The organism is Nostoc sp. S13, from assembly GCF_029379315.1.
Lineage (GTDB): Bacteria > Cyanobacteriota > Cyanobacteriia > Cyanobacteriales > Nostocaceae > Nostoc.
The window spans coordinates 1-18,605 of the sequence record NZ_JAQYWQ010000044.1; the positions used below are offsets into that span (position 1 = coordinate 1).

At 43.1% G+C, this 18,605-nt stretch carries 19 protein-coding genes and 1 tRNA gene; 10 read left to right on the top strand and 10 right to left on the bottom strand.

Translation table 11 applies throughout. The annotated features are described in order from the left end of the window. Positions 1-94: 94 nt before the first annotated feature. The 3 genes from PUQ00_RS15420 to PUQ00_RS15430 all read right to left on the bottom strand — a co-directional run bounded on the left by PUQ00_RS15420 (position 95) and on the right by PUQ00_RS15430 (position 3,611). A complete protein-coding gene (locus tag PUQ00_RS15420) occupies positions 95-1,849 on the bottom strand; it encodes a DUF3352 domain-containing protein (protein ID WP_300418083.1) in 1,755 nt (584 codons plus the stop codon). Between the two features lie 641 nt (positions 1,850-2,490). Continuing rightward, the gene (locus PUQ00_RS15425; protein ID WP_300418085.1) at positions 2,491-3,120 is read right to left on the bottom strand and encodes a chorismate lyase; all 630 of its coding nucleotides are present in this window, start codon (positions 3,118-3,120) and stop codon (positions 2,491-2,493) included. 410 nt (positions 3,121-3,530) lie between these two features. Next, positions 3,531-3,611, bottom strand: a tRNA-Leu gene (locus PUQ00_RS15430). Between the two features lie 156 nt (positions 3,612-3,767). On the opposite strand from PUQ00_RS15430, the gene PUQ00_RS15435 reads away from it, so the two are divergent. The 3 genes from PUQ00_RS15435 to PUQ00_RS15445 all read left to right on the top strand — a co-directional run bounded on the left by PUQ00_RS15435 (position 3,768) and on the right by PUQ00_RS15445 (position 5,551). Further along, a complete protein-coding gene (locus PUQ00_RS15435) occupies positions 3,768-3,950 on the top strand; it encodes a hypothetical protein (RefSeq protein ID WP_300418087.1) in 183 nt (60 codons plus the stop codon). An 83-nt stretch (positions 3,951-4,033) separates the two neighbouring features. Continuing rightward, positions 4,034-5,377 carry an acetyl-CoA carboxylase biotin carboxylase subunit gene (gene accC, locus PUQ00_RS15440; RefSeq protein ID WP_300418090.1) on the top strand — a complete coding sequence of 448 codons (1,344 nt, stop codon included), beginning with the start codon at positions 4,034-4,036 and terminating at the stop codon, positions 5,375-5,377. An 18-nt stretch (positions 5,378-5,395) separates the two neighbouring features. Beyond that, entirely contained in the window at positions 5,396-5,551 is a 156-nt protein-coding gene (locus tag PUQ00_RS15445) for a histidine kinase (protein ID WP_300418092.1), read from the top strand. Here PUQ00_RS15445 and PUQ00_RS15450 read toward each other — a convergent pair. Next, the gene (locus PUQ00_RS15450) at positions 5,534-5,827 is read right to left on the bottom strand and encodes a YggT family protein (protein WP_229548642.1); all 294 of its coding nucleotides are present in this window, start codon (positions 5,825-5,827) and stop codon (positions 5,534-5,536) included. The genes PUQ00_RS15445 and PUQ00_RS15450 overlap by 18 nt on opposite strands. A 309-nt stretch (positions 5,828-6,136) precedes the next feature. Here PUQ00_RS15450 and PUQ00_RS15455 point away from each other — a divergent pair, with 309 nt between their 5' ends. The 3 genes from PUQ00_RS15455 (at position 6,137) to PUQ00_RS15465 (ending at position 8,027) form a co-directional block, all read left to right on the top strand. Next, entirely contained in the window at positions 6,137-6,256 is a 120-nt protein-coding gene (locus tag PUQ00_RS15455) for a photosystem II reaction center X protein (protein ID WP_300418097.1), read from the top strand. A gap of 245 nt (positions 6,257-6,501) precedes the next feature. Further along, positions 6,502-7,419, top strand: coding sequence for a Ycf66 family protein (locus PUQ00_RS15460; protein WP_300418100.1), 918 nt, complete (start codon positions 6,502-6,504; stop codon positions 7,417-7,419). A 47-nt stretch (positions 7,420-7,466) separates the two neighbouring features. After that, a complete protein-coding gene (locus PUQ00_RS15465; RefSeq protein ID WP_300418103.1) occupies positions 7,467-8,027 on the top strand; it encodes a hypothetical protein in 561 nt (186 codons plus the stop codon). A 324-nt stretch (positions 8,028-8,351) separates the two neighbouring features. Here PUQ00_RS15465 and PUQ00_RS15470 read toward each other — a convergent pair whose 3' ends face one another. The 4 genes from PUQ00_RS15470 to PUQ00_RS15485 form a co-directional block, all read right to left on the bottom strand. Next, positions 8,352-8,729 carry a hypothetical protein gene (locus PUQ00_RS15470; RefSeq protein ID WP_300418106.1) on the bottom strand — a complete coding sequence of 126 codons (378 nt, stop codon included), beginning with the start codon at positions 8,727-8,729 and terminating at the stop codon, positions 8,352-8,354. Between the two features lie 285 nt (positions 8,730-9,014). Further along, entirely contained in the window at positions 9,015-9,398 is a 384-nt protein-coding gene (locus PUQ00_RS15475) for a hypothetical protein (RefSeq protein ID WP_300418108.1), read from the bottom strand. Between the two features lie 275 nt (positions 9,399-9,673). After that, entirely contained in the window at positions 9,674-9,862 is a 189-nt protein-coding gene (locus PUQ00_RS15480) for a hypothetical protein (protein WP_073641045.1), read from the bottom strand. Positions 9,863-10,098: 236 nt separating this feature from the next. Continuing rightward, positions 10,099-10,320: a hypothetical protein gene (locus PUQ00_RS15485; RefSeq protein ID WP_300418115.1), complete on the bottom strand. Its 222-nt coding sequence runs from the start codon at positions 10,318-10,320 to the stop codon at positions 10,099-10,101. 87 nt (positions 10,321-10,407) lie between these two features. On the opposite strand from PUQ00_RS15485, the gene PUQ00_RS15490 reads away from it, so the two are divergent. After that, the gene (locus PUQ00_RS15490) at positions 10,408-10,689 is read left to right on the top strand and encodes a site-specific integrase (RefSeq protein ID WP_300418118.1); all 282 of its coding nucleotides are present in this window, start codon (positions 10,408-10,410) and stop codon (positions 10,687-10,689) included. A 63-nt stretch (positions 10,690-10,752) separates the two neighbouring features. Next, entirely contained in the window at positions 10,753-11,277 is a 525-nt protein-coding gene (locus tag PUQ00_RS15495) for a Tol biopolymer transporter periplasmic protein (RefSeq protein WP_300418121.1), read from the top strand. A gap of 65 nt (positions 11,278-11,342) precedes the next feature. On the opposite strand, the gene PUQ00_RS15500 is transcribed toward PUQ00_RS15495, so the two are convergent. Continuing rightward, a complete protein-coding gene (locus PUQ00_RS15500; RefSeq protein ID WP_300418210.1) occupies positions 11,343-12,350 on the bottom strand; it encodes a succinate dehydrogenase/fumarate reductase iron-sulfur subunit in 1,008 nt (335 codons plus the stop codon). A 1,469-nt stretch (positions 12,351-13,819) separates the two neighbouring features. Here PUQ00_RS15500 and PUQ00_RS15505 point away from each other — a divergent pair. Further along, positions 13,820-14,257, top strand: a complete 438-nt coding sequence (locus tag PUQ00_RS15505; RefSeq protein ID WP_273766880.1) for an AbrB family transcriptional regulator — start codon at positions 13,820-13,822, stop codon at positions 14,255-14,257. Positions 14,258-14,442: 185 nt separating this feature from the next. Continuing rightward, entirely contained in the window at positions 14,443-15,312 is an 870-nt protein-coding gene (locus PUQ00_RS15510; RefSeq protein ID WP_300418123.1) for a type II CAAX endopeptidase family protein, read from the top strand. Between the two features lie 262 nt (positions 15,313-15,574). Here the strand turns inward: PUQ00_RS15510 and PUQ00_RS15515 are convergent, their stop codons facing one another. Beyond that, positions 15,575-18,604 carry a type I restriction endonuclease gene (locus tag PUQ00_RS15515; protein WP_300418126.1) on the bottom strand — a complete coding sequence of 1,010 codons (3,030 nt, stop codon included), beginning with the start codon at positions 18,602-18,604 and terminating at the stop codon, positions 15,575-15,577. Position 18,605: the final 1 nt, after the last annotated feature.

The window sequence follows — 18,605 nt, forward strand, 5'->3', positions numbered from 1 at the left end:
CTAACTCCTAACTCCTAACTCCTAACTCCTAACTCCTAACTCCTAACTCCTAACTCCCCACTCCCCACTCCCCACTCCCCACTCCCTCATCTCCCTATCTAATAGAGTTGCCCTTATTGCTTCCTGGACTAGGCAAGGCAGTCGAGTTCGTAACTTTTTTTAGTCCGATAAAAATGTCGTAGATGTTACTGCGACTGTCGCTGACAGCAGATGTCATCCCAATTGAGCGCGTTGCATTTAGCAAAGTTTGTTGATTAGGAATTAGAGTTGGTAAAGGGAAATTTTTCACAATTCGTTCCACATCCACGAAAAATTGACCATTTGTCGGATTTGGTTCTGTAGGAACTGTTTGTTGGAAGGGGATCGTGCTAGCTAGTGTGTTGTTGGGTTTGGGAATAATTTTATCAGTGATGGGAGCGCCCACTACTAGAAAGGCGACATCTCCATCTAACCAGCCGTGGGTAGCAGTTAATGTACCATAAGGTGAAAACCAGTTAACAACGGGTTGATCTGCGACTTTTGCCGGTTGGATTTGGAATTGGTATTGATTTCTCATTACGTCATCGAGCTGTTTTATGGATGCTTCAGCTGATTGGCGATTGCTTCCCTGTACCATGAACACCAAACCCGCACGAAAATCATCTGGTGAACCTTGTTTTGAAGTAGTCGGAATCACTGATAGAGAAAATTCGCCTTTCATCCAACTGAGCAAATCCTTATCTAAATCAAGATTGGTAAGAGATTTTATACCACTTCTGAGCTGTTCTGGTGCGATCGGCGAGAGGGGATTTCCCTGAGATGTTAAAACGTAATCTCCCCACAACCTCTGTAAGTTACCGCCAGATAGCATCATTAAGGTTTCGGCTGGTAGGCGGCTTTGCATTTCCCCAGCTTTGTTTTCCACCGCCAGCACACGTTGACTATTAGGGTTTAGCCAAGAAACACCCTTGAAGCGAATTCCTTCTGGCTCTAAAGTCATTGTCCCCGCTAAACCTTGGTTATTTTGCAGTTGAGCCAAAACTTGAGCAGGTAAAGGGCGGTTTGGAGAAGCTGCGGCTATTTTGGCTGCTGTTGGCACATTTATATAAAACTGGGCAAAGGGTTGGTAATTGCCAATTTTCAGAAAATTCTCAGCAAAGCCCCCTGTTGTAGCTAAAGATGTTTTATTTTTGTAGGCATCGATCGCTCGTTCTGTGGCTTTGGGATTATCAGTTATGACTAAAAAGCGCCCATCTAGTAATGCTGCGGAGAAGTTTTCTCCTGCTTGTCCCTGATTTTGTTTGATGGCGATCCCTTCATAAGTCCGGTCAATCCATTTGCCTTGTTTAAGAGTTTTGGGTTGTGCCAAAATACTTTTGGCGATTTCTGGGTTTTTCACTGGCAATACCATTACCATCGACTGCTGATCATTGGCAGCATCTTCATTGGTGGTAACTGGTTTGGGTACAGGTTTACTCCCTGTGTCTGGGGCAAGAAATGCGATCGTCACGTCATTGCCTACCCAAGGAGCGATATCTTTCTGGAAGTCGTAACCATTATTAGTCAGAAAGCGATCGCGCAATTCTACTAAATTTTTGTCCAGTTCTACTTGGGTTTCTCTTGTCCCAAACTGCCGCAATTGCTGCCACTGCTGGGTATCTGTTGTCAGAGAAACCGCAAACAGGGCATCACCAGGAATAATATTTGCACCTACTAGCAAATCGCTAGAAGATAGTTGTCTCTGGCTTAACAACCAGTATGCTACACTCCCAGCACCAATCAATAACCCAGCAGCCGAGAGCGTCAGCACCAGAGACGGTTTCTTATTTTTATTTTTCTTCATCGGAACAGACACAAGAGGCGGTGCCATTGAAACCTATACCTCATACTTGCAAACTCATTACTTGTTTGATTGGTTAAGTTAACCAAAAAGTTTCTCGTTATCTAGGGCAGTTAACTGCATGAATGTCTCCATCCTAAACATTGATGATATTTCCGTAATCAACCTTACCTACTGTTTCAAAAGCAGTGTTTTAGTAGTTAGTTACCTTTTTTAACACGCTTTGTTGAATTTCGCCGGACACTTCCTTTGGGCGGTTGCCTCTACGGAAATTCTTTGAGGGTTAAATCCGTCATTTCAAGCACTTTGAGGATATAACTAACTTAGGCATTGCTGCAAGTCATGAGCAACCCACACTACCTTCTATTTACAGAACTCCCATATGTTGTATTGACTTTATCTAACCTAAATAAATTCAGTATCTAGGATTTCGGATGGATTACCAATCTTACAAATCAGATATATTGCTGAATTATGATTTTTCGGAATTTGCATCAAAATGATACAAAATGCTTGTTATTTTTGCTGAGGAGGAACTGGTAATTTTTGATTAAAAATTAATTGAATTTTTAATTGGAGCGGACTTTTTCAAACAAGCATATTATGTGCAGCCTCTGTAGAGAAGCGGTACTAGGCTGCTGCTAAAAACACGTTTGAATTTTTCAATGGGATTATCCCTCAGCATTAACAGCACTCAGCTGCATAGGCCCCAAATATTTGGTTAAATAAGGCGAAAAAACTTCATAAATTAAAGTCAGTGGCTCTCCATGATGCCAAAACAAGTAGTGGCGACCCCAAAAAGGCCCAGTTACATCAAAACCAGACTCTAGCGCCGATGAGTCACCGTAGTAAATTCCTCGAACATCCCGATATAACTCTGTGCGAAGACGAGCTAAACTTGCCCAAATCGGTAATGAACGATTTTGCAAATACTCATCTACATGACTGGCTTCCCACCACGAAGTAGCATAAGCTAATCGCTGGCCAGAAGCAGTACGCAGCCACACTTGTCGCCGTAGTCGCGGCCCTGGGACAGCTTGGATTAACTCAGGAGCAACATCCAAGTCCATGCCAATTAATGACATATCAATCACATCTACTTCTACAGGCTCACCTGTAAGCAATTCTAAGTGACGCGTTGGAGAGCCGTCACCCAAAAGCATTAGCTGCCACGCAGGTGCCAGCTGAGTGTGAGGTAAACTTTGTTGAATTATTTCCTCTCCTGCTTGCCAAATCGGAGTGAGGCGATGCCAAGCTGCTGGAAGTGTTAAGTTGTTTGTCGGCGTAAAAGTAATACTCAATGCTTTTTACAAAACTTCATCTATTTCTATAAAAGCATAAAAAACTAGTACTTTAGCAAGGCAAGTTTGCTGAGTGGGGAGTAGGGAGTAGGCTTGCCGTGAGCGTAGCCGAACGGGAGTGGGGAGTAGGGAAAGGTTTTTTCCTTTTCTCAAATTTTCTAGCTAGGTATGTAGTAAGCACTTCTCTCAAAGACCAAGGCGTAGCTTGCTTCCCCAGAGGGGTACACTACAAACTTATCTAGGGATTTCCAACAAATAAATTATTCAATTTTGTGGGGTATTTTTTTTTGTCAGTCCCTTAGCAAGTATTGTTGCCTTGAGGAGTATTAGAGCTAGGTTCAGATTTAAGGGTCAACAGTCTAAGGTTTTTTGACCCTTGACTATTGACCCTATGACTAAACAAGCAAAAATGCGGATGGCGAGACTCGAACTCGCAAGGCAAAGCCACACGCACCTCAAGCGTGCGCGTATACCAATTCCGCCACATCCGCATGGTTTCTCTAAAGATAGACTATAGCATAAGAAAATAATTATAGTAAGGTGATATCTAAATTCAGTTACTCAAAAATATAAATTTTCTCAAGGCGGTATCAGACTGACAGAAATCTAGCAGTTGCACAAGTGATATTAAAAAGGGTAGAGCTAGTGTGTTGGGCTTTTGCGATGGCGTAGGCGATGTCTACGACGGGCTATTCGGCGTCGCAAAAGCCCAGTTTGGTAAGCTAGCCAAGACTTACAGCAGCAATGTTGTTAATGTAGTAAGACCTGTAGAGGCAGCAAGCCTGCAATATGAAAGTTTGCTAAGAATCAAGGTGGCGAATCTCCTGTGATAATTTGAAATAGTGCGAAAGCGTCATTTCAAGTTGGATCAGAGAAAATGTCAATCTACTGGTAATGATATCGAAACTAAAAAATGAAGTTTGACAAAATATTAATTGCCAATCGGGGAGAAATCGCCCTTCGCATTCTCCGCGCCTGTGAAGAAATGGGGATTGCGACAGTTGCGGTTCACTCCACCGTTGACCGTAATGCTCTCCATGTCCAACTTGCTGATGAAGCGGTTTGCATTGGCGAACCTGCTAGCAGTAAAAGTTATTTGAATATTCCCAATATTATTGCTGCCGCACTGACGCGCAATGCCACTGCCATTCATCCAGGCTATGGCTTTTTAGCAGAAAATGCCCGGTTTGCGGAAATCTGTGCCGATCATCATATTGCTTTTATCGGCCCAACTCCAGAAGCTATAAGGCGGATGGGGGATAAATCCACTGCCAAAGAAACCATGCAAAAAGCTGGAGTACCGACGGTACCAGGTAGTGAGGGATTGGTAGAATCTGAGGAAGAAGGATTAAGATTCGCTAAGGATATCGGCTATCCAGTGATGATCAAAGCCACAGCCGGTGGCGGTGGACGGGGTATGCGCCTAGTTCGTTCTGAAGATGAATTTGTCAAACTTTTCCTCGCAGCCCAAGGTGAAGCAGGAGCAGCTTTTGGTAATTCTGGCGTTTACATAGAAAAATTTATTGAACGTCCCCGCCACATCGAATTTCAAATTTTGGCGGATAACTACGGTAATGTTATCCACTTGGGCGAACGTGATTGCTCTATTCAACGCCGCAATCAAAAGCTACTGGAGGAAGCACCAAGTCCGGCTCTCGACCAAGACCTGCGTGAGAAAATGGGACAAGCTGCTGTCAAAGCTGCCCAATTCATTAATTACACTGGGGCGGGTACTATCGAGTTTCTCTTGGATAGATCCGGTAAATTCTACTTTATGGAAATGAACACCCGGATTCAAGTAGAACATCCTGTAACAGAGATGATTACTGGGATAGATTTAGTTGTCGAACAAATTCGGATTGCCCAAGGAGAAAGACTTAAGCTTACCCAAGAGCAAGTAGTCTTGCGGGGTCATGCGATCGAATGCCGGATCAACGCTGAAGACCCCGATCATGACTTTCGCCCTTCTCCTGGACGTATAAGTGGCTATCTTCCCCCTGGAGGGCCTGGTGTTCGGATTGATTCCCACGTTTACACAGATTACCAAATCCCGCCCTACTACGATTCCTTGATTGGCAAGTTAATTGTTTGGGGGCCAGACCGACCCACTGCTATTAACCGCATGAAACGCGCACTCCGGGAATGTGCCATCACTGGACTACCCACCACCATCGGGTTTCATCAAAAAATTATGGAAAATCCCCAGTTTTTGAAGGGTAATGTCTATACAAATTTTGTGCAGGAAATGAACGGTTAAGGGAGTGGGGAGTGGGGAGTGGGGAGTGGGGATATGAGGGAGATGGGGGAGATGGGGGAGATGGCGTGTAAGCAATGCCCAATGCCCCATGCCCCATGCCCCATGCCCCATGCCCCATGCCCCATACCCAATGCCCAATGCCCAATGCCCAATGCCCTAATTAACACGAGATAGCATAGTCAGCAATCCTTGCTGACCTAGCAGGATTTCTCGCAGCAGACTGAAGATACCAACCCAAATAATAGGTGTAATATCCACCCCGCCTATAGGTTGGACTAGCTTTCGCAATGGGATTAAAAATGGTTCAGTAGGCCAAGCTATTAAATTAAAGGGCAAACGATTCAGATCCACTTGCGGATACCAAGTGAGAATGATGCGGAATATAAATAAAAATGTCATCAGCCCTAAGACAGGGCCCAGAATCCAAGCAGTCAGATCAACACCAGTCATCGGTTTTAGCTACTATCTATCTGTAAAGAAAGAAAAAACTTAGGCGCTCGGCAAGCCGCGCTTTGCGACGCCGAATAGCCCGTCGTAGACATCGCCAGAAAATTTTAAGCTTTGTAAAGCACTCTCATGATCATTTTAACCAAATGCTGTCACTTCCTTCTGAAATAGAAAAGCGAACTCGCTGACGCGGTTAACTCAACAACTGGTGAAAGCAGTTACCAAGTTTGGTAGTTCAGAGTTAGAGGCTTCTCAAGAAAGTAATACACTATTAAAATTAGGATCGAAGTGTGTAAAAAAAGGTTGAGAAGTATGACGCCTTCTTTAGCAAATTTTCTTTGGAGTTTGGCTTGGGGTACTGCAATTGTTGTGATCCCCGTTATAGTTGGTCTAGTTTTCATTAGCCAGAAAGATAAAATTCAGCGTTCATAATGCTTATGAGAGTCGAATTGACTCTCATAACCGATTGTCTGTCAGGTATTTATAATTGCACCAAAAGCAGCAGTGTTTGCCGCTATAAGCAGTTGTAGCTAACAGACATAGGTTTTTTTACTTTTCGGTGAACAGCTTCAGAGCTTCTTTGCCAGAGGCTTTGAAGCTTCAACATATCGTGACTAATTAGAGTAGTGATTTTAATTGTGACTCGCTAACATAGATTTGATATTGGGAAAACAGCAATGATAAATTTTGGGCTGAACTCAGCCAGTTTTCTGGCTCAGGTAAATTTTGGGGCAAACTCAGCCAGTATTCTAGGAATTTTCCTGGCTGTGGCTGGGGCAGCACTGTATTTTCTCCGCACTGTGCGTCCAGAATTGTCACGGGATCAAGATATCTTTTTTGCGGCAGTCGGTTTGCTCTGCGGCTTCATTCTCGTGTTTCAAGGATGGCGGTTAGACCCAATTCTACAATTTGGTCAACTGCTTTTAGTCGGCACAACTGTGTTTTTTGCAGTTGAAAGTATTCGCCTGCGGAGTATAGCTACCCAGCAAGCAAAGCGCAACACTCCGATTGTGGATGATGAGCGAGAGGTAAGCGGAAATTATTCAATGAACCGCAATCGCAAGAAGTATGGAGCTCAGATGGAGGCAGACTTAGATCCACTGCCTTATGAAGACGAGGAAGAACGCCCCCCGCGTCGCCGGATTCAGGGTACCAGGGATGAGATTTCAACTCGTGATGACTACTACGAGGAGCAACCCCCCCGTCGTACAGAACGCCGTAATAGTAGCAGTAGCGAAAGACAGGCTCCAGCTGATAGAACGCGTCGAGGTAATTCTGGGCGTCCTGTGAATCGCCCTTCTGAAAGCTCTGAAGAAGAAAATTGGGGTTCTTCATCTAGGGAAGTTGATGATTGGGAAAGTTCGAGTGGGGAAGTCAGAAAACCTCCTCGCCGCAGTAATAACGGGCCCCAGCGTCCCGAAAGTCGTGAAGATGATGTTGCTCCCAGACCAAGAAGGCGTCGTCCACCGACTGACTCGGCTCCTCGAAGACCCCGCGAAGATGATGAGGCTATACCAACTGATTATGTGCCATACAACCCGATTGAAAAGCCAAATGAGGGGCCAAATAATTTGACTGATTATGATGATGTTTAAAACAGTTAGCGTGGAAGTAGATTTAGAGGCGACGGAAAACAGTTGAGGTGGAAAAATTTACGCCTACATTTTGGCTCCAAAGACCAATTCATTGGAGCCTAGTTTTTGGTTTAACAAGTTTGCTTGTATCTTGTGGTTCTAATGATATTCCCATAGGGTCTACTTCCCTCAACAGTCGCTACACCGAGGAGCAACCTGCTTTGAGCGGAAATGGGCGCTTTTTAGCGTTTGTATCTAATCGCAATGGTAATCAGCAGCTACTAGTGTACGATTTGGAGAGGCAACTGTTTATTAGCACACCAGGGATAAACCGACAGGAAACAATTGCCGAAAGTCCTAGTTTGAGTTACACAGGGCGTTACATTTCTTATCTTACTAGCGACCAAGGTAGACCAGTGGTGGCGCTTTACGATCGCGCTTCGCAACAATCACAAATCGTCACACCAATCTATCGCGGCTGGGTTAGAAAACCAAATATCAGCCCAGATGGACGTTATGTTGTCTTTGAAACCGCCAGCCGTGGTCAATGGGATATTGAAGTCCTAGACCGGGGGCCAAATATTGAGTTAGATATTCCCAACGGTGCAACCGTAGGTTCACCTCCGTAGGGGAAAAAGTTAGGAGTTAGGAGTTAGGAGTTAAGAGTTTGGAGAGACGCGATTAACAGTAAACCTGTCATAAAGTTTTAACTTTAGGTTGTCGTGTTCTTAAATACAAGAATTGAATTGCAGATAATTTTTTCTTGGAATCCAAACAAACAGCGATCGCACCCAATCACCAAAACAAAACCCCACAGCTAGAGACGCGCTAGGGGGTGAGGCTTGGGAAAAACTTTTTGGTTTACAGCTAAATCACAATTCCCCATAGCATGAGCTACAGGGAATCTAAGGGCTGGAAGGGCTGGTGGGAAGGGAATGGTTGTGGCTATGCGTCTAGCGGTTACAAATGTATGTGTTTACAACACCTGGCGCACTAGCAAAAGTATAGGTCAGAGTTATTTGAGTGGCCGAAACTACTTTTCCTGATACATACCCATAATTTGTATAACTTGCTTTCGGAAGATCAGCCCATGTACCATTAATGTAACCATTTAAAACAGTGCCATTAAAAGTGCTAGTAACTTGATAACCAGCATCACTAAGTTCCCATAATTCACTACCTACTTGACGTATATAGCTAGGACTGCTGCTACCTCCACAATACCAAGTACCAGTTAAATTAGATGTTGTCTGAGCCTGTGCTTGATTAGCGGAAGTTAGTAGTGCTAATCCTGCTATAACAGTAGGAATGTAAAATTTCCGAAAATCCATGATTTTTTCCTTAGATAAGAGAAAGCATAAGTAGGTATGTCACAGGGAGCATTCCATTTTTATTCTTCGATTAAGAATAAATAACAGCGAATGATTGTGACAAAAGTCTGTTACTAACCCTCATTACGATGTATTTTTTAATTTATGCACACGAATAAAAATTAAATAGACGATGTAGAGCGATCGCACTCAATCACCAAAAACAAAACCCCACAGCTAGAGACGCGCTACGGGGCGATTGATTCGGTGTGACAGGAATGGCACTAAGAAAACATGAAACTCTTTCTACTTAGAGGCGAAAAAACTATATTCTCCAGGCTGGTCATAGTCAGTAAATAAGCCGCCCATCCTAACTGTACTTGCATCTTGCGAAACATTAGCACTGTAAACTTGCAAGTGATAACTAGACTGTACTATAAAGTTTATGCGACCACTGTAGGGACAGTAAAAACCTCTTATTATTGAAGAACCGCCAATACTGCCTGATATTGCTCTACAGTTGCCTGTTGGAGCTTGATTTGTAATACTCAGAATCCCAGTAGAATTATTAGAATTCACACTCCAGTTTCCTACCACACTGGTTGGCCAACCATCTGCAAAAGCTGCTTGAGAAAACACGATAGGACTCAAGCCTATCAAACCCAATAATAAAGCAGGAATTAGTTTCATAAAAATTATCTCCAAAGGATAAGAGAAAGCATAAGTAGATCTATCACAGGGAGCATCCCAGTTTTTGTTCTTCCATTAAGAATAAATAACAGCGAATGATTGTGACAAAAGTCTGTTACTAACCCTCATTACGATGTATTTTTTAATTTATGCACACGAATAAAAATTAAATAGACGATGTAGAGCGATCGCACTCAATCACCAAAAACAAAACCCCACAGCTAGAGACGCGCTACGGGGTGAGAATTGGGAGGCTGTGACGGGGTTAGGGCGGGTTAGGGTGTTGACTCCGCTTGTATTCTTTTCCTAAATTCAATTAGGGCTTGTTCCTCTGTACTAACTACAACCCGGTTAGGTTTTGCCCTCATAATTGTTAAATAATGTTGAAAAGCCTCCTCATCATCAGGATGTGTTTTTACATAAGTTCTCAGTTCGGCTTCGCTTAATTGTTGATAGTTACTCATTGAATTAATTCCTCGCCGTTACTTAAAATTTCTACTTGAATTGTTTCGCCTATTAACACTACGATTCTTTGAGAGCGTGTATCGTAGCGAGTTAATTCAATTGTTCTTAATAGATTGCTTGCTCGTACAGCTACGCGGTAGAAGGTTTCTAGTTGTTCTATTGTAGGATGCAGTGGTTTGATTCAAACCTCCTCAGAATTTTTATCGAACAGAATTCAGGAGTCAGGAGTCAGAATTCAGAATGAATTCTCTACGACTGGTGGATGAATAATCGGCGTTTTTGCACCCCCACCAAATTTTCTTGTTTTGTGGTCAACTTTCGTAGTCGCGGGTCTGAATCCCCGACTGATAGCGTAGCGGTAGCGAGTCCGCGTTCGCGCAGCGTCTCGCAGAGAGCGTCTTGATTCTGACTCCTGAATTCTGACTTCTGAATTCTTCTTTAATTTTTGTACTACCACTTCTAGTTTCACCTAAAGGTCAAACAGTTATGCAAATCATGTGTCAAAACATTATAGGCTGTGGATCACAGGGTCTACAGTCTGCCAATGAAAATAAATCGGCATGGACGCGCCAAGGTTTTTACTCAGCAAGAGATACAGCTAATCTTCAGTGATGGCTTAGACAATGACCGCGATGCCTGCGGCGGGCTACGCCTACGCACCTTGTTTGCCGTATGCCTATTTAGCGCCTGTAGAATCCGCGAATGCAGTACCTTGCTAACTCAAGATATTTACACCCAAAAAGGTATTGTCAGACCCCGGTTAATTATCAGAAAATTAAACACCAAGGGGAAACTTGCAACTAGGTCAATCCTAGTGATTGATTAATCGCGTCTGTACCTTAGGAGTTAGGAGTTGTGAGACTATTGACTAATGACTAATGACTAATATATGAGACCTGTTTTTTTTATACCTGTATTTTTCTGCTTAAGTTTACTGACTGGATGTTTTGGCTACCCTCGCATTTTGAATTATCCCTTCGATCCGGGGGGTCGCAGTCTCAATAGTTTAGCGTCGGAATTAGACCCCCAAATCTCTGGGAGATACATTGTTTTTATTACTGACCGACGGGGTAGCCAAGACGTTTATATGTTTGATACAGTAACTCGTGATTTGGTTGATTTGCCAGGTTTAAACTCCTTTGATGCGATCGCAACTCATCCTAGCGTTTCACAGGATGGTCGTTATATTGTGTTTGGTGCTAGCCGTCAGGGGCGATCGGCTATTTTTCTCTACGACCGGGAAACACGTCAATCACGGAATTTGACCACTAACCTGCAAGCGGAAGTCCGCAACCCTACAATTAGCGCTGATGGTAGTAAGATTGCTTTTGAATCTAGTAACAACGGGCAGTGGGATGTTTTAGTATATGACCGTTATGGACAGCCGTTGAATATACCTCAAGAACCGCGTTGAAGAATGGGGAGAGTGGGGAGTGGGGAGTGGTGAAAGAAAATTCCCTATTCCCTATTCCCTACTCCCTATTCCCTATTCCCTTCTACTTGTTGCACGGCTTCAATGAGCGATCGCACTTGTTCCGTCCCTTCTGAAGGTTCAAAGAATAGGGGAAACTTACCCCGGAGGATCATCCGCAAACCGAGGGGTGCAAGACTGAGTAATCCTTTTAAATCTCGAAAGTAGTTACCGACAACTTGTAAACCAAATTGACGTTCATCAATCCAACCACCTTCTTTAACTAAATCCACCAAAACTTTCCGGTGACGAAGTGAGCGACTATCGCTGGCTTGTTTGTGGCTGAGAATTTCTTGTTTAATTTTGGTGATTTGTTCTAATGGTGCAACTTCCATTGGACAAACGGAATCGCAGTACAAACAACGGGTGCAACCCCATACGCCTTTAGTACCTTCGTTGTAGCTTTCTAAGCGATTTTGGGTGTCGCTATCGCGTGAGTCTGCTACCATCCGGTAAGCTTTGGCAAGGGCATGGGGGCCAACAAAGTTTGGATCAACTTCACGGGCGTTGCATTCCGAGTAACAAGCACCACACATAATACAGTTCGCAGTTTGATCGAGACGCGATCGCTCTTGTGGTGTTTGCAAAAACTCTCTTTCTGGTACTTGTCGTGCTGCCGTACTCACATAAGGAGCAACTGCCTCTAAATTATTCCAGAAACTGCTCATATCTACAACCAAATCTTTAATCACGGGCATATTGCCGAGAGGAGCGATCGTGATTTCGCCAATGGCATTTACTTTACTTGGGGATGACGGTATTTGTTGTAATCTGGCAAGTTCACTGCCAACATTTTCCTTACAAGCTAAAGCCGAACGCCCATTAATTCGCATAGCACAACTACCACAAATGGTATTGCGGCAATTTTTGCGAAACGCCAAGGTTCCATCTTGCTCCCACTTAATATGATTCAGGCAATCCAGGATGGTATTACCTGGTTCTGCCTCTACAAGGTAGGTTTGCACAACAGGGGAGGAATTTTGTTGCTGTCGAATGACCTTAAAAATAACTTCCATGACCACTAACCAAAATTTTAAAATTGCTTCACCAGCCTCAACAATCATCAGTCAAGGCAGGTAGTTGTGAAAAGTGAGCTATACTTTTTTGCCCTTAATTCAAACCCTGGTGTTAACAGGCTGACGAGGAAAGAGCGACTGATTCTAACTTAAGGATAACCATTAAAATTTTACTTGTAGCAGCCCTGTCAGCAAGATTTGTGTCAAATTCTGAGTTAAAACGCCAAAAATGTAATAGCAGCTTTGCATTGAATTTCGCTGTTTGAGAATGTAAAGGAAATAGGGTTTGCTCAAAAAGGCACTTAGATTTATCTTTAAACTACCGATCATATCCAAATTAAATGCATATCAGGTTAGCGACACGTCTTGATGTCAACTTGAGTCAAGCAGTCCTGGCTGGAAAATTCCGTCAAGTGATACCTTCATCTGAATTTTTTGATTATATAGAAGTGTAAAAGCACATGTTCAATATATAGTAGTGGCAATCAAGTGGTAGGCAGATGTTAAGATATTTATTCTTTCCATAGACAGACGTACAAAATCCTCTGACCGCTTTTGAGCTTACAGCAATAAACCGAGGAAAATCTTCATCACTTTCAAAGAAAAGTTCTTGCACCGGGAATCCATGATCCGCGAGACTTTTAGATTTTTGCCTCCTCTCAATCAAGAAAATCTTGGATTTAACTCATTCGTCAAAACTGCTCGTCTATATTAGATAAGTTTTTATAAAAGCCATAGGGCAACACTCACGCTTGCAATCAAGGGTTAGGAAAATCGTCACTGCTTTTTCTAAGGTTTAAGTCCAGGAATTTAAATAAAAATTTACCAGCAACTTTAATTCAAAATTAAACAACTATTTTGCTATTATTAGTCCATGCTAGTATTTAATATAAAATTACGAAGTCACAAAACCAGAATCAATAGCCGTATCAGCGCGGTTACTACTGCTTTGTTGATTCGTAATGTAGAGACAAGAAAATTCGCGTCTCTACTGGCAGGACAAAAGGGCGTATGCCCGTAGGACTCTATTGAAATACTATGCTGTCCTAAGCTTGAGAGTAGGAGTAGAGAAAACTCTACTTGCTCATTGGCCAGAAGGGCAAGCACTAAAAGTGGAAAACCTGCAATTTTTTGGTTCTATGACTTATTTGTAGTAGAACTAACCCAATTTGTTAAGGTGGCTGAAAGTTACACCGCTACAGTAGCGCCAAAAGAGAAAACAATTTCATTTCTAATGGCGAATAATGGTTAAAAGTGCCGTAAAAGCAGCAAAATTAATGTCTGTGGCAACTCTGACCTCTAATTTGTTGTGGACAACCATATATAGAAGTGCTTTTGGCTCCTATCAGCAGGAATTCACCCGTTACACTAGAGTCCTAAGTAGCTCTATGCAAATGCTAAAAAGTCAAATGCTGGCATGAGACTACATCGTTTATCAGTTTGGAGAGAGTAAGGAAAATTTGAGCATAATGACTGAAACTGCAACCGCGCCATTAACCGGAAAAGCACTACTTGCTAAAGTAAAAGAACTTTCCACTTTACCGCGCCGAGAAAGAGCTAAACAGTGTGGCTATTACACTGTTACTAAGAATAACCAGGTTCGTGTCAATCTCACCGATTTTTATGACGCTTTGCTATCGGCTAGAGGAATTCCTCTAAGTCCAGAAGCACCTAAAGATGGTCGTGGTCGTGAACCGACATATCGCGTTAGTGTCCATCAAAATGGTCAGATTGTGATTGGTGCCACATATACCAAAGCAATGGGCTTGAAACCTGGAGATGAGTTTGAAATTAGGTTGGGATACAAGCATATTCACCTGATTCAACTCGGTGAAACCGATAAAAAACTAACCTCACAAGATGTAGACTCTGACGAATCAGACGAAGATTTGGAAGACGAAGAGTAAATTTGCTGATGGTAGGGATAAGTTTCAGGTGATGATAACTTGTCCTTACCCCGACAGCAAACTAGTAGCTCTATTTAGAAAATTTTGTCCCAGGTAAAAAATACGATTAGACCCCTTGCAGGAGTCACCAAATTTAGTAGAGTCTTGATTAATCAGCAAGAAATCTATAGTGCAAGAAGTCTATCGTGTTTTTTTTGTTTATTTTGATAACTTTCTTTGAGCCTTCGGTCAACGTCCTACTAGCATTTCTGGAAAATGCACCACCACTAGTTATAGTGATGGCATTTTTTATTTGCTGGATAGTTTGCTGGTTGCCAGTAGCAGCAGTAGTAGCAATATTGCTCAATTGGCAACCCATTAAACCTTTGCAGCCAGAGCAAAAGATGCCGTTATTGGCATCACTGTACCTATTAGCTCCCCTAATTCTATGGGGAGTTAGTTGGCTGAGTAATAAGTCTTTTTCGGATTACGGCATTGTTGGAAATCTTTCAACTCTTGGTTCTTTAGCACTAGGTTTCGGTTTGGGAGTGGTGAGCCTAGCTATTGTATTTAGTGGGCAATTTGGGTTAGGTTGGTGTTCTTTTGAAAAGACGAATTTCAAGTTACTACTACCCATCTTGCTACCGATTTTCTTGATAGCGTTATTAGTCGGCGGGATAGAAGAGTTAGTTTTTCGCGGTTTCCTGTTCACTGAATTAGCGCAGGATTATCCAGTTTGGGTAGCAGCAGCAATTTCTAGCTTGATTTTTGCCTTGCTACACTTGGTTTGGGAGCAACGCGAAACGGCGCCGCAACTCCCTGGATTGTGGCTGATGGGAATGGTGTTGGTGTTGGCACGCTTTGCTGCGAACGGCAATTTGGGTTTAGCTTGGGGACTGCACGCCGGATGGGTATGGGCGATCGCAACCTTAGACACAGCTGAACTAATTACTTACACTGGTAAAGTCTCTGACTGGTTCACAGGTAAGAATAAAAAACCTTTAGCTGGCTTGGCGGGAATTATTTGTGTACTAGGAACTGGAGTGATTATCTGGCTTTTCTCTAGGTATTTTTAATTTCGCGTTAAGTAAGGGACTGACAACAAATAAATTATCCAATCTTGTGGGGTGGACAGCGTTCGACTGACTTGTACTGAGCTTTGTCGTTGGCGCAGCCTAAGAATAGAAGTAGCGCTCACGCCGAAGTCTTGTCCGCCCTTGGCTACGGACGGGCAAGACGCTATTCATGACAGGTAAAGAAAAAATGATTTTTGTCTATGAGTAATAATACTTAAATTTTGGTGAAATGGGCGATCGCTGCCAATGCGTCAAGTGCTAATCATGAATGTTCACTGTTGATACTCTCATAAATACTGGATAGTAATTTTTCAAACACGACTGCTTTAAATTCTTCGTTATTCATCACCTCCATAAAGATTTTTTCGTTGCCGTCTATGCGTTCGATAAAGAGATTTTCAAGATGCTTTTCTAAAACTGGGGTAAAGTTTTCTTTTGTATTGACTTGAGCCGCTTGTTTGATGGAGTCATTAGCGATCGCTGTTTCGGTAATTTGCTCAAAAAAGAGTTGGTCGGCTAAGGTGAAGTTAGTGCCAAAATATTCGTTAAGGGAGTCAATAAGCTTGGATAAGGGGACTTCTTTATCTGGCTGGCGAGTTCCGACTGCGGTAACACCTCGCAATGGTTCTGCTTTACCTTCTTTTAAATCAATTTTCCCTTCACTGATTTTTTCAAGGCGATAAAATTTTAGTTCTATATCCCCAGATAAATCAATTTTTGGAGCTTGGGTACTACGGGGTAATTTTTTTAGTAGAAAACGCCCATAGGCATAAAGCTTTTCCATTTCTGAATCTTGATAAGGAATAATCTGGGCAAGGAATAGGTAGAGATTGCGAAAGCTAGTAAGTTGGCTTCTAAATTGTTCTTTATCTGGGTCTTGAAGAGCTTTATAGTTTTCAATAATGGGGTCTAGTAATGTATTTAATTTTTTGTGTTCGCCTCCGGTGAAGGAGGTTTTCGGGCGAAACCAAATTTCACACCACTGGTTTACATCGTCTTGGCTAAAAAGTTGCCATTCATAAAGCTGGTAAGACAGGTCATTTAATTGTTGCGGATCGGCGGTTTCTCCAACGGGTGTTTTTTCGTAGTAGGGTTTAAAGGCTTGGTATATGTCTTCGGGTTTATTCACAAAATCTAGTACGAAGGTGTCTTCTTTCCCTATGGTGGTACGGTTGAGGCGAGATAGGGTCTGGACGGCTTGGACTCCATCCAGTCGTTTATCAACAAACATAGTATGGAGCAATGGTTGGTCAAATCCGGTTTGGAATTTGTTGGCGACAAGAAGCACTTGATAGGCATCGCTGGCAAATTTATCGGGAATTTCTGAACTTTTGATGCCACCGTTCATTTTGACTTCAGTAAATGTTTCTCCGGGAAACTCATCAAGAGTAATAGAACCGGAAAAGGCAACGAGGGATTTAATATCGCTATAGGCTTTTTCTTGAATGTATTTATCGAAGGCGAGTTTGTATTTAACGGCGTGTTCACGGGAACGTGTAACAACCATAGCTTTGGCTCGACCTCCAATTTTATGGCGAGTATTGTTACGGAAATGTTCAATGATGATTTCTACTTTTTGGGCGATGTTGTGGGGATGGAGTTCGACAAATCGAGCGATCGCCTTGGCTGCTTGACGACGGGGTAAGTCAGGGTTATTTTCGGAAATGCGGACGAGTTCGTAATAGCGATCGTAGCAGGTATAATTTGCCAAAACGTCTTTAATATAGCCTTCTTCAATCGCTTGGCGCATAGTGTAGAGATGGAAGGGGGCTTCGCCGTTCTCTCCGGGTTCATCGAATACAAGTTGAGTTTTATACTTAGGGGTAGCGGTAAAGGCAAAATAGCTGAGGTTTGGTTGTTTAGTGCGGCTGATTTGTTCTTTCAGTAATTGTTTTTTGGCTTCGTCACTGAAGTCATCTTCCTCAAGATCATCTTCAAGAAGTTGGGCGGCGATCGCAGATTCGATACCATCTTTATTGAGGATTTTGCGGAGTTCGGCGGCGGTTTCTCCGGTTTGGGAGCCGTGGGCTTCATCAACGATGACGGCAAAGCGTTTATCTTTGGTGGTAATGTCTATGGTTTTACCTTTTTTGGCTAAAGTCTCGATGGCTTTAGTAATGAAGGGGAATTTCTGGACTGTGGAAATGATGATGGGTACACCGTCGCTGAGGGCTGTGACGAGTTGTTGGGTATTTTCGTCAATTTTCTGGACAACTCCGGCTTTATGATCAAACTGATAGATAGTGTTTTGCAGTTGTTGATCCAGTACCGTGCGGTCTGTGATGACGACAACGGTATGAAAGATTTTTTCGTCTTGGTTGTCATGGAGGTTAGCTAGGCGATGGGCTAACCAAGCAATAGAGTTTGATTTTCCAGATCCTGCCGAATGCTGAATCAAATAATTATGTCCGGCTTTGTGTTGTTTAGTATGGGCAATGAGTTTACCGACGACATCGAGTTGATGGTAGCGCGGGAAAATCAGGGTTTCTTTTTTCTGGTAATTAACGCCAGTGGCGGTGGGAATTTTGGTTTCTTTGGTTTCGATGTGGAGAAAACGCGCCAAGATGTCCAAAAGGCTATCTTTTTGTAAGACTTCTAGCCAAAAGTAACTGGTGCGATATTCTTCATTGTCTCCCACTGGGTTGCCTGCACCGTGATTATTACCTTTGTTAAAGGGTAAAAAATGGGTACTTTGTCCAGCCAGTTTGGTGGTCATCCAGACTTCTTCGGTGTCTACGGCGAAATGGACTAAGCACCGTTGTTTAAAGGCAAATAGGGGGTCTTTGGGGTCTCTATCGTGTCTGTATTGGTGGATGGCGTTTTGGTATGTTTGCCCGGTGAAGGGGTTTTTGAGTTCGATCGTAGCGATGGGTAAACCGTTTATGCTGAGGAGAATATCGGGAATGCCTCCGATTTTAATGGTGACTTGGCGGGTGATGGTGAGGCGATTTTTTTCGTAGAGTGCCAAGGTTTCGGGGTTCATGCCTGTATTAGGCTGGAAATAGGCGACTCGCAGGGTTTTACCATAGCATTTAAAGCCATTGCGGAGAACATCGAGCATTCCTCGGCTTTTGAGTTCTTTGGTGAGACTATCTATAACGATTTTCTGGGCATCGCTGTTGTTGGCTAGGCGTTGCCATTGTGTGGGCTGGGTGGTTTGGATGAAGTTGATGATTTCTGTGGGGAAAAGGGCGGTTTCTTGGTCGTAGCCGCCTGCGTTGCCTTGGTGGTAGCCACTGAGTTGGAGGAGTTCCCGTTCGATGATGTCCTCAAATTTCTCTTCCGTGTGCATA